We start from the raw sequence: 11,424 nt of genomic DNA on the forward strand, positions 1-11,424 counted from the left end.
GCTCGTTATCCATTCACTTTTCTGTGGGCCTGCATACGATGACCCGCTGATTGGGTGATGCGATCGAAAAGGATCGCGAGGATGACGATAGCCATACCGCCAATAAGGCCCTGACCGGAGTCGTTTCGCTGCAATCCGAGCAGTACCGTTTCACCAACACCACGGGCACCAATCATGGAGGCGATCACCACCATCGCCAGCGCCATCATCATGGTCTGGTTCACACCCTGCATGATGGAAGGAAGAGCGAGCGGGATTTGAACGCCCCTCAATACCTGCCAACGGGTCGCACCAAACGCACGGCTTGCTTCAACCACTTCCGTATCCACCATCCGGATACCCAAGTCTGTGAGGCGGATCAGGGGAGGCGCAGAGTAGATGACCGTAGCCAGAATGGCGGGCACCTTACCCAAGCCGAACAGCATGGCAGCCGGGATAAGGTAAACGAAGCTGGGGATCGTCTGCATCAGATCGAGGATCGGGTTCAGACCAGCGCGGAACCGCTCGGAACGCGACGCCAAAACACCAAGTGGAATACCAATGATCACGGAAAGGACGACCGAGACCAACATGATGGCAATGGTTTGCATGGCCTGTTCCCACAAACCAAGTGCGCCAACAACCCACATGGCAATAACCATACCAATGGTCAGGCCAATACGTCGGCTGGCTGCAAATGTGAGAAGCCCAATGCACAACAAGACAACCACCGGGTTCGCGGAGCGCAGTACCTGCTCAAGCTGAACCAGGAAAAACAGAATGAAGTTGGAGAAGGCTTCAAAGCCGTCTCCATAATTGATGACCAGGTAGTCTACGAAGTTATTGGTCGCAACACGAATAGGTCTTCCGATATCTGGAAATAGGACGAAGTCCATATGTTCCTCTCATAGTTATTGATAGAAGAGCACAGGTGTACCCGTGCTCCGCGCTCTCGAGGCCGTTTGGAATCTACTGCTCAAGAACAGCATCAACGCGTACGGCAATGTCTTCAGGTACCCATGAAGACCACAGATCCCTGTTCCGCTTGAGAAACGCCACAGCCGCCTCGTCGGTCGTGCCACCGGTTTCCTGCATATAGGCCAGTGCATCAGACACGATTGCGCTGGAAGTTTCATAAGCGGTCAAAAACTCAACAAGCTGCGGGGCAGCCTGAAAGAATTCGGTATTCACAAAAACATGAGCCGGGTTGAGCGGATAAGCCGTTGCGGCCGTCACGTGCTCAGGATCACTTTCTTCTGTCATCGTTGCCCACACCGCCTCATCAAAGGCGGGCTCTTCAAGCTCGACAACATCCTCTGCAATCTTACCCATCACCCAAGTCGGCCCCCAATAGAAGAACAGGATGGGCCGCTTCCGTTTGATTTTTGCTTCAATGGCGGCAGCAAGTGCTGCGCCGGTCCCGGGCCGAAAGTTCACGTAGTCTTCAGTCAGCCCATAAGCATTGAGTTTTTTGGTGTTGTAAACCTCACAGGCCCAACCTGCAATACAATTATAAAATCTACCCTTCCCGGGTTCTTCTGGATCCTGAAATACTTCCTTGTATTTCGGCAGGTCATAAACTGATTTCAGTCCCTTGGCTGGTGCATCTTCGCCCTCCACCAAATACTTGGGAACATACCATGCCTGCTTGGCATCCGGATAATTGACTCCCAAATCGATGAAGTCGCCGCGCTCCAGACCGCGAGTGAGAGCCTCCGAAACATTCTTGGGCCAGATCTCCATGGTCACATCCACATCGCCGCGTGCCATGCCATTTACCAAAGGAATGCTTGACCCGGGAATGATATCCGTTTTGCAGCCATATCCGTGCTCAATGATGAACTGGGCAACCGAATTGTGGAACGCATTGGAATCCCAGTCCAATCCTGCAAAGACCACAGGGCGCTCAATCTCACACACCGGCGCCTGTGCTGCGGCCGCGCTCAGGTTGAAGGGAACAGCGAACGCACATGCAACAGCAACCGCAAAAAACTTCGACACGTTGATCAACTCCAGTCGGAGGAACGTCTGGTTCGGCGTCCTCAAAATCACAAGATGGCGCTCGAAAATCCTATTTTGGAGCGCACTTCTCAACGTCCCTTGCCGTCCAAAGGCTGCACAATAAGCAAACCACATTGAACAAAAGAGACGTGATGCGCTCGTTCTAGCACATCACGTCATCGGTTTTATGAGAGCCGTCTCATGGAGAATACGTAGAGACGGCGGCAGCGCAACTATTGTGCGTCAAGAGCACTCTGTACCCGTTGCGCCACATCCTCTGGGACCCAGCCGGTCCAGCGCTCGGTGTTGTTGCGCAGAAAATCTTGAGCAGCGTCCTCGGACGTTCCCCCGGTGTCCTGCATGTAGGCCAAAGCCTCAGACACAAGATCGCTATTGGTCTCGTAAGCGGTCAGAAACTCAACCAATGTCGGCGCCTGCTCCGCAAAATCCGTATTCACGAAGACATGGGCTGCTGATTTTGGATAAGCGGTTGCCTCCGTCACTTTCGCTGGATCCGCCTCATCAGTCACCGCCTGCCAGACATCTTCATCAAACGCCGGCTCCTCGAGGGCCACCACCTGATCGGAAACCTTCCCCATCACCCAGGTAGGACCCCAGTAATAAAACAGGATCGGTTTCTCGCGCTTGATGTTGGACTCAATAGCCGCTGCAAGCGCCGCCCCAGTGCCAGCGCGGAAATTGACGAAGTCTTCCGTCAAGCCATAAGCATTGAGTTTTTTGGTGTTGAAGACCTCACAGACCCAGCCAGCAATACAATTGTAGAACCGGCCTTTGCTCGGCTCTTCCGGGTCCTGGAAAACCTCCTTGTACTTGGGTAGGTCGTAAACACTTGTCAGCCCCTTGGCAGGCGCGTTCTCTCCTTCCACCAAGTACCGAGGCACGTACCAAGCTTGCGTGGCATCTGGAAAATTAACACCCAAATCGATAAAGGCGTTGGCCTCAAAGCCCTTTTTCAAAGCATCCGACACATTGGTCGGCCAGATCTCCATATGCACGTCCACATCTCCACGGGCCATGCCGTTGATCAGGGGGATGTTTGAGCCCGGAATGATATCAGTTTGGCAGCCATAGCCGTGCTCAAGAATAAAGCTGGCAACCGAGTTGTGAAAGGCGCTGGAATCCCAGTCCAACCCGGCAAAAATAACCGGGCGATCAATCTCGCACACAGCCTCGTTCGCAGCAGCGGACGAGATGCCAAGCGGCAACGCAAGCGCCAAAGCGGCAGTTACAGCACTAAAATTTTTCAAGGGGGTTCTCCGATACACGGGACGATGTTCACTCCGGCGCCACAAGTTTTCGCCGGTATTGCTCCTTCATCTGAGCGTGTGCCCACGATCTAAACGTCACGAAATGAGACCAAGTCAGGTCTTGTTCAATTACGACGCTCATTTAGGATAGGTTATTGAGAACAAGTGTCAAGATATAGCACAATAACATACTCAACAAACATCACCAGTAGCAGTATTAAAACAATAAATACACATCAATTAATAATTATTATTTACATCAGATATGTAACCTTGTCAAAAATAAGTATCAACTCGTAACCACAAGTCATTCACCAATGACGTCTTGTTGGTTGCAAGCATTTACTCACAGGTGTGCTCAACAATCGATGCATGCAGTCAAACGGCTCGCTCTGAGAAGATATAAGCACCTGAAAATAATGATCTTTCTCAGAAATTTTCGGTGAAGCGAGGTTTCTGCCCACTCAGTGAGACAGATGGAACCTACGTCAACTGGAAGCCTTGATGAGGTAACGGCCCCAGCCAAAGGTCAGTCGGGACGCTTCGCCGCATCTCCAGCCTCCAAAACATCATCAAATGTCCGAAGTCCCGGTCGCGGCGCGCTTACAAGTACGGCCATGTTGCCGGGAGCGTGTTGGTTCTTCCACATTTTGGTGTGCGCTTTGGGTATGTCATCCCAACCGAACACCTCACTCATGCAGGGATCAATTCGCCGGTCGATCACGAATTGATTTGCCTCACTGGCTTGCTTCAAGTGAGCGAAATGCGAGCCTTGAATACGCTTCTGGCGCATCCATGCATACCGGGCATCAAACGAAAAGTTGAAACCGGTGGTACCAGCACAAAACACCACCATGCCGCCTCGTTTGGCAACGAGGCACGAAACCGGAAACGTCATTTCACCAGGATGCTCGAACACAAGGTCCACATCATTGCCCCGGCCCGTAATGCGCCAGATGGCCTTGCCGAACCGTCGCGCCTCGCTCTTCCAGTTATCATAATCATCCGAATGAACAGACGGCAGACGCCCCCAGCAATCAAAATCCTTCCGATTGATTGCAGCGCGCGCTCCGAGCGAGAGCACATACTCCCGCTTTTCTTCATCGGAAATGATCCCAATGGCATTGGCGCCGGCTGCTGCGGCCAATTGCACGCCGAACACGCCCAACCCCCCGGAGGCTCCCCATACGAGTATGTTCTGACCAGGCTTCAGAATATGCGGCGGATGTCCGAACAACATGCGATAAGCCGTGGCCAGGGTAAGCGTGTAACAGGCGGACTCCTCCCAAGTCAGATGTTTGGGGCGCGCCATCAATTGCTGCGCCTGAACCCGCGTGAACTGTGCAAACGATCCATCCGGCGTCTCGTAGCCCCAGATACGCTGACTGGCAGAGAACATGGGATCCCCGCCGTTGCAATCCTCATCGTCACCATCATCCTGATTGCAATGGATGACCACCTCATCGCCGACTTTCCAGCGCTTTACCTTGGACCCGACCGCCCATACAATCCCGGCGGCATCTGATCCTGCGACATGGTAGGCATGCCCATGCGTGTCCAAGGGAGACACGGGTTCGCCCAATGAAGCCCAGATACCGTTGTAGTTCACGCCGGCAGCCATAACGAGTACCAGCACCTCGTGACTGTCCACCTCCCACGTGGGCACGACTTCCTTGACCATCGCATCTTCCGGAGCTCCATGACGGTCCTGCCGGATGGCCCAGGCATACATCTTTTTCGGCACATGACCGAGTGGAGGGATCTCTCCGATTTCGTAGAGATCTTTTACAGGTCTGTCACTGCCATTGACCGCTTCGGCATCCGGGATCAGCGCCGCACTCATAGTCCCTCCTTACCTGATCGTGCCACCATGCTCCGGCTCGGGCGCAACCAGCTTCAACACACCTTCAGCCTACGACAGTAGTGTTGCGTTGCAATACGACAATATTGGGTAAGCCGATCGCAGAATATGCAGCGTGTGCGGAGGGAAAGCCAATGCGACGATAGCCCAACAAGACACGAGCGGGCCCGATTTGATGCAGCGCACACTGCGTTTGTGGTGAGCCGTACGCCTAGCGCTACCAATGCCGATAGTACCGACGGTAAGGCCTGTAGTGGTACCTTGGCCGATAAGGTCTGTAATAGACCGGCGGACCGAACTCGAACCGAAGCGTGTAGTTGGGCGGCGCTGGAACCGGCGCAATGTAGCGCGGCGGCAGGGCGCCCTGCCTTAAGTACTTGCCGTATATCCAACCCCGGACGCCCCTGAAGGAGGCATCACACCACCGACTACGCAAGCACCGATGAACAACAGTAACCCCGGCGCGGGGCACTTGAAGCAACACCGGGTACTGAGTTCCGGGCCCGGTGCGCATGTTCACTCGGGTGGTCGCGTACGCAGTGGAAGAGGCATAGGCGTAGGTTTGGCCGAAAAACAGAAGGCCAAGCATCAAGCCGAAAAGGGTCAGTCCTGCCGCTTTCATTGGTCGGCTCCCATGTTCTGCCCGAACTGATGACCTGCCCCAAGAAGTTGCTATTTGTTGCTATTTAATGTTGCCTGCTCCTGTTCGATCGGCGTTCGGCGCCGTTGGGTCTGACTTGTTACCATACGGAATGACTGGTGCCTTGAACTCATCTGATGTCGGCTTGCCTGTCACTTCCGGGCGAGCGCGTGGAATACGAGTCTCGTCGGGATACGCCCCAATGGGCCGCTCTGGCTTGGGCCGCATACCTTCCGGATAACTGCCCAGAACGGGACCTCCTGTACCGATCGCGTCGCTGCCATAAGATGGCGAAAAGCCACCGCCTGCCGGGCCGGATGGGGTTCTCGGGCTTTGCGCAGCAGCGGCCGACACGCCAAATGCCACAACAAGTGCTGCGACTGCCGATAGTGCTGGGACGGTGATTTTTCCCATGGTCCCCTCCGCGGGCTCTTTTCGTTTTGTCAAAGTGTATCGGAGCACTGGTTTTTCCGCTAGTAGAGCGTAGACACTTTCGGCAAACAGCCCTAACACCCAAAAACACCAAGCCCACGCGGCATTCAGGCGTTCGGCACGTCTGACCATCAACAAATAGTGACTGCACCAATGAAGAACAGACTGAAGATTGTAACCTGGAACATCAATTCGGTACGCCTACGTCTGCCAATCGTCGAAAAGATGTTGCTGGACCACGCCCCTGACGTACTGTGTCTGCAGGAAACAAAATGCCCGGATGGCAGCTTCCCAACGGCAGCGCTCCAACGCCTGGGCTATGATCACATCGAGTTTCACGGTCAAAAGGGCTATCACGGCGTCGCCTTCATTTCCCGTGTACCCCTGATGAACGTGGAGCGACGCGAGTTCTGTGGCATGGGCGACACCCGGCACATTGCAGCAGATATCGCTTTCAACTCCGGACACTTCCGTCTGCATAATTTTTATGTCCCAGCAGGCGGGGACGTACCGGATCCGGAAATCAACGAAAAATTCGCCCACAAACTCCAGTTTCTGGATGAAATGGAAGATTGGTTCGGCTCTTTCACCGATGAATCGATTGTGGTGGGTGACTTGAACATCGCACCTTATGAAACTGATGTCTGGTCGCACAAACAGCTCATGCGCGTTGTCTCGCACACCCCCTTGGAATGCGAGCGCCTGGAAGCCGTGCGCACTGCCGGCGGATACGTTGACACCATGCGCAAGCACATACCCATGGATCAAAAGGTGTATACTTGGTGGAGCTACCGCGCCAAAGACTGGTCCAAGGCGGACAAGGGACGACGTCTTGACCACGTCTGGATGACCCCGGAAACAGCGGCATATACTGAAAGTGTCTCCGTATTGCGCGAAGCGCGCGGTTGGGAGAAGCCGTCAGACCACGCCCCCGTCATTGCAGTACTGGAAGCGTGACTGAAAACCAAGCACCAGCCGGCGCCTGGGAGCGAACGCCTTGAGGCGCCGACACGCTTGTATTTCGCAGGCCGGAACGGTAAAGCAACGCCAAACCAACATCAAAAGACTGACAACATGCGCGGCTACTTTGCAGTAGGCTCGGAAGGCCTCTCAAAAACAATGAATCTTGGTACCTTGATGCGAACTGCACATGCCTTCGGTGCCAGCTACTTTTTCTCTGTAGATGCCGATCCACGGCTTGGTAAGGCCCTGAAGGCCGACACCTCAAAAAGCCCCGATCACTTGCCTTATTTTGCGTGGTCTTCGCCAGAAGAGATGGCTTTCCCGAGGGGATGCAAGCTGGTTGGTGTCGAGTTGACCGACGATGCCATTGATCTACCCAGCTTCGGTCATCCGCTGCAAGCGGCATACATTCTGGGTCCCGAACGCGGCTCACTGTCGCCAGAGATGCAGGCCCGCTGCGACTACATGATCAAGATCCCAACCCAGTTCTGCGTCAATATCGGCATTGCCGCCGGCATCGTGTTGTATGATCGCTACCGGGTTCATGGCAAATATGCAGAGCGCTCGCTCACGGCAGGAGCACCGAAAGATCCTATGCTGGAGCATGTGCACGGAGCGCCGATTTTCCGATCCGACCGACGCATTCCCGGTACGCAAACACCGTAAAACCTCCTGATTCGCCGAACGTCCAGCCTCTTTGTCCACGTAGCCCACGCGTGTTCACAGGATGTTTCGACTGTACCGACAATCAATTGAAGCGGCTCCAGCGCGGACCGCCTCCAGGCGTCATGCAAGTCTTGATTGCAGGTGGCAACCGCCCGGCGTGCCGCGCACGGAGCCCGTTGTCGCACACAGCCGGCAAACTGATGACACCATGCGGCACCGAACGATCAAAGCGCAAGAAGCCCTGCCTTGATGAACCTGACAGACAAGCAGCCACGCTAATCTTGGTCTCCAAAATCCGAGGTATTTCACTGGCACAACCCGCCGAAGACCAAAGGTTGGCACCGCGACGCGACACAATGGCTGCGGACTATTGCAACCTTGTCACACTGTCGCCAAGTTTATGCGGCCAGCGTACACTCAGTAATCACAGAGTTTTAGGTTTCCACTTCGGGCTTAGGGTCTTCAACTCTTTAGTAACCATCTTTAAGGTAACCTTAAAACTAAGTTTATGATGTGTTTCATGCGCGCACCTCACTTGGGCGGCGCAAACGAAGCGGTTTGGAGAAGATGCAAGCACGTATCCTGATCACTGCCATTATGGCTCTAGGTATCTCTGGCGCAGCAGCCTATGCGCAATCTCCAACTCTGCTGAAGCAGAACAGAGATTGGGGTGCCTACTCCTTCACCGGTCAGAACGGCAAAATCTGTTATGCGCTGTCGAAGCCACAACAGTTGCTGCCTACCGACCGCAATCACGGTGACGTATTTTTCTTTGTCTCAACACGTCCCAACGAACAGGTTCGGGACGAACCGAGCGTGATTGTAGGCTACAATTTCAAGGATGGCTCAACAGTCACCGCTGATGTTGATGGCAACAAGTTCACCATGTTCACCAAAGGTGACGGGGCTTGGGTTCAAAACGCGGCCGAAGAACAACGGCTGGTTGCCGCCATGAAGGCGGGGCGTCAGATGACGATCTCAGGCGTATCCGCCCGAGGTACTCAGACCACCTACAAGTTCTCTCTGAGTGGCATCACCGCGTCCATTCGTGACGCAAGCGGTGCCTGCCAGTAGGACTAAACCTGACAAAGGGGCTGACGCACCCAACGCAGCGTCAGTCCTTGAGCCATTGAGCGCCCCATACTGAAGCGGCGCAAGACGAGCTCGATGAGAAAATGCTTCCAACCTGAGCAAATTCAGGTATAACTGCGCGTGACTGGCGGTGGCATGATGGCTGCCGCCTTATTATATTGCGGAAGCAGCAGCATGCGCCACGCTCATGACAGCAGGCTGCAAGACTGCAAACACCAATCACATAAGCTGACGAGTATCCCCATGGCGATTTCGCTGGACATCGCGCACAAGAAAAGCGACCCCGTAGTCAAGATTGCCGCGGTTGACGACGACGCCGTGGCAAAATCCGAAGACAAACCGTCTCTGATCGGCCTTAACCGAGAAGATCTGGGCAAAGCACTGGAAGCGGTTGGCGTTCCTCCCAAACAGATCCGCATGCGCACCAATCAGTTGTGGCACTGGCTTTATGTGCGCGGCATTTCTGATTTCGACAAGATGACCAACGTGTCCAAGGAACTGCGCAATCGGCTGAACTTTGCCTATACCATTGCGCGCCCGGAAATCGTCAGTGAACAAGTATCGGTAGACGGCACCCGCAAATGGTTGTTCCGGTTCCCCTCTCGAGGCGCCGGAAAGCCTGTCGAGGTTGAAACCGTCTACATTCCCGAGGAAGATCGCGGTACGCTCTGCATCTCGTCTCAGGTGGGTTGCACGCTCACTTGCACCTTCTGTCATACAGGCACGCAAAAGCTGGTGCGCAACCTGACGGCCGAGGAAATCCTGTCACAGTTGCTGTTGGCGAAAGATCGTCTGGATGATTTTCCCGATGCGGATGCACCGGAAGGCGGGCTGGAGAATGCCAGCAATCGTCGCCGGATCACGAACATCGTCATGATGGGCATGGGCGAACCGCTTTACAATTTCGAGCATGTTAAAAAGGCGCTACTGATCGCCTCCGATGGTGATGGGCTGTCGCTTTCCAAGCGCCGGATCACGCTGTCCACCTCAGGTGTGGTTCCCATGATCGAGCGTACCGGCGATGAGATTGGCTGCATGCTCGCCATCTCGCTGCACGCTGTTCACGATGAGCTGCGTGACGAAATCGTTCCAATCAACCGCAAGTACAAACTCGACCAGCTGCTGGATGCCTGCCGGAATTATCCTGGGCTGTCCAATGCCAAGCGCATCACCTTCGAATACGTCATGTTGAAGGGCGTAAACGACAGTCTGGATGACGCCAAGAAGCTGGTGAAGCTCCTTCAGGGCATTCCTGCCAAGATCAACCTTCTGCCCTTCAATCCGTGGCCGGGGTCGCCCTATGAATGCTCGGATTGGGAGCAGATCGAATCATTTGCAGATGTTGTCAACCGCGCGGGCTATGCTTCACCAATCCGCACCCCACGTGGGCGAGACATCTTCGCGGCCTGTGGGCAGTTGAAATCCGCTTCTGAACGTCTGCGCAAGACAGAACGCGAAGCTCTGGAAAAAGCACAGGCTGCAGGCGAAGCTTAGATCCATGCACAGGCCCCGGCCCGAAATCAGTTAGACCGGGGTACGCGCTCGAATTTCCGGAATATCTCCTCGCACTCTGACCTAAAGGCATCGGGACACAGGATGGTCGACGGCGGTAAACTGTTCTTTCAATTGGTCCGCATCCTCTGCGGCTTCATTGCTGCCGTGATCGCGGCGGGCCTGTTTTTCTCCTGGGGGTACTTCCGCGCCAGCGGTCCCGACACCGATCCCGCGACCTTCATTGCCATGATGGGGTCCACCATCGTCTCCGCCAGCGTGATTGGTTCCCTTGCGCTCATCCCGGCTATCTTTGCCGCAGGTTTTGCGGAAACCATGAAATGGCGCGGTGTTGTTTACCATGTTGGCGCGGCCGGTCTGATAGCCCTCGCCATCTGGTCTATCGGTGATCAGATACCTTCAACCGGCGAGGCTCCGGCTCTGCGCCCCGGTTCGTCAGTTGTCACATCGGCCGGCTTTCTCGCAGGCTTTGCCTACTGGCTGATTGCCGGCCGGACCTCAGGCTGTTGGTGGATCGAGAAACGGCGGGATGATACAAACCGCTCTTAAGCCAGTCGCGACTTCTTCATATACTCTTGAAAAGGTTGACCAAAAATGGGCTCAACCACCCGAAGGATCAACTGCCGACCCGTCTTGGTAACGCGAGCATCGAAAGCGGGATTGGCAAGAATAAACGCCATCAGATCCCCACAGCGCCACCATGGTTGGTGGGCAAAGCAATGCCAAAAATGCGTGGTTAAATCCCGATAGTCATGAATGGGACGCAGATCAGGCGCGGAGCCTGGAAACTCACTGTTGTAGGCGTTGATCAGCGCGTCCAAAGGCGTTCCCACCAAAACAGCGTCACTGTCATCGCCCGCAGTATCATCCATCCGCATCATCACCAGAAACTCATCCTCCAGCAAATCAAAAAGGGCCAATAGATCGGCCCGCGGAACATCGCGGCTTTTTTGTTCTTCACTCAGGTGATCAGAAAACATGAGGCTCCTTCAGCCAAGGCAAGTGATTGG

General features: G+C 54.7%; 12 protein-coding genes. 5 read left to right on the forward strand and 7 right to left on the reverse strand.

The genetic code is table 11. From position 1 onward, the window contains the following. Positions 1-5 precede the first annotated feature (5 nt). From G512_RS0108680 to G512_RS0108700, 6 genes are all read right to left on the reverse strand, one after another. Positions 6-875, reverse strand: a complete 870-nt coding sequence (locus tag G512_RS0108680; RefSeq protein WP_028481386.1) for an ABC transporter permease — start codon at positions 873-875, stop codon at positions 6-8. 73 nt (positions 876-948) lie between these two features. Then, positions 949-1,980, reverse strand: coding sequence for an ABC transporter substrate-binding protein (locus tag G512_RS0108685; RefSeq protein WP_228130492.1), 1,032 nt, complete (start codon positions 1,978-1,980; stop codon positions 949-951). Between the two features lie 233 nt (positions 1,981-2,213). After that, complete coding sequence (locus tag G512_RS0108690) at positions 2,214-3,248, reverse strand: ABC transporter substrate-binding protein (protein WP_028481388.1); 1,035 nt, start codon at positions 3,246-3,248, stop codon at positions 2,214-2,216. A gap of 529 nt (positions 3,249-3,777) precedes the next feature. Then, positions 3,778-5,091 carry a crotonyl-CoA carboxylase/reductase gene (gene ccrA / locus G512_RS0108695; protein WP_036489148.1) on the reverse strand — a complete coding sequence of 438 codons (1,314 nt, stop codon included), beginning with the start codon at positions 5,089-5,091 and terminating at the stop codon, positions 3,778-3,780. A 235-nt stretch (positions 5,092-5,326) separates the two neighbouring features. After that, on the reverse strand, positions 5,327-5,731 hold the full coding sequence (locus tag G512_RS22380; protein WP_073833056.1) for an SH3 domain-containing protein: 405 nt from the start codon (positions 5,729-5,731) through the stop codon (positions 5,327-5,329). 60 nt (positions 5,732-5,791) lie between these two features. Next, positions 5,792-6,163, reverse strand: coding sequence for a hypothetical protein (locus G512_RS0108700; protein ID WP_028481390.1), 372 nt, complete (start codon positions 6,161-6,163; stop codon positions 5,792-5,794). 171 nt (positions 6,164-6,334) lie between these two features. Here G512_RS0108700 and G512_RS0108705 point away from each other — a divergent pair, with 171 nt between their 5' ends. The 5 genes from G512_RS0108705 (at position 6,335) to G512_RS0108725 (ending at position 10,963) form a co-directional block, all read left to right on the forward strand. Next, on the forward strand, positions 6,335-7,138 hold the full coding sequence (locus G512_RS0108705; RefSeq protein WP_081657419.1) for an exodeoxyribonuclease III: 804 nt from the start codon (positions 6,335-6,337) through the stop codon (positions 7,136-7,138). Between the two features lie 117 nt (positions 7,139-7,255). Beyond that, complete coding sequence (locus G512_RS0108710; RefSeq protein ID WP_028481392.1) at positions 7,256-7,810, forward strand: RNA methyltransferase; 555 nt, start codon at positions 7,256-7,258, stop codon at positions 7,808-7,810. 567 nt (positions 7,811-8,377) lie between these two features. Further along, the gene (locus G512_RS0108715; RefSeq protein ID WP_208974981.1) at positions 8,378-8,884 is read left to right on the forward strand and encodes an invasion associated locus B family protein; all 507 of its coding nucleotides are present in this window, start codon (positions 8,378-8,380) and stop codon (positions 8,882-8,884) included. 261 nt (positions 8,885-9,145) lie between these two features. Continuing rightward, positions 9,146-10,396, forward strand: coding sequence for a 23S rRNA (adenine(2503)-C(2))-methyltransferase RlmN (gene rlmN, locus G512_RS0108720; RefSeq protein WP_028481394.1), 1,251 nt, complete (start codon positions 9,146-9,148; stop codon positions 10,394-10,396). Between the two features lie 102 nt (positions 10,397-10,498). Beyond that, positions 10,499-10,963, forward strand: coding sequence for a hypothetical protein (locus G512_RS0108725; RefSeq protein WP_028481395.1), 465 nt, complete (start codon positions 10,499-10,501; stop codon positions 10,961-10,963). Here G512_RS0108725 and G512_RS0108730 read toward each other — a convergent pair. Next, positions 10,960-11,394, reverse strand: a complete 435-nt coding sequence (locus G512_RS0108730; RefSeq protein ID WP_028481396.1) for a hypothetical protein — start codon at positions 11,392-11,394, stop codon at positions 10,960-10,962. The two genes, G512_RS0108725 and G512_RS0108730, sit on opposite strands and share 4 nt — an antisense overlap. Positions 11,395-11,424: the final 30 nt, after the last annotated feature.

It is taken from the genome of Pseudovibrio exalbescens DSM 16456 (assembly GCF_000422785.1).
In the GTDB taxonomy this organism is placed as follows: domain Bacteria; phylum Pseudomonadota; class Alphaproteobacteria; order Rhizobiales; family Stappiaceae; genus Pseudovibrio; species Pseudovibrio exalbescens.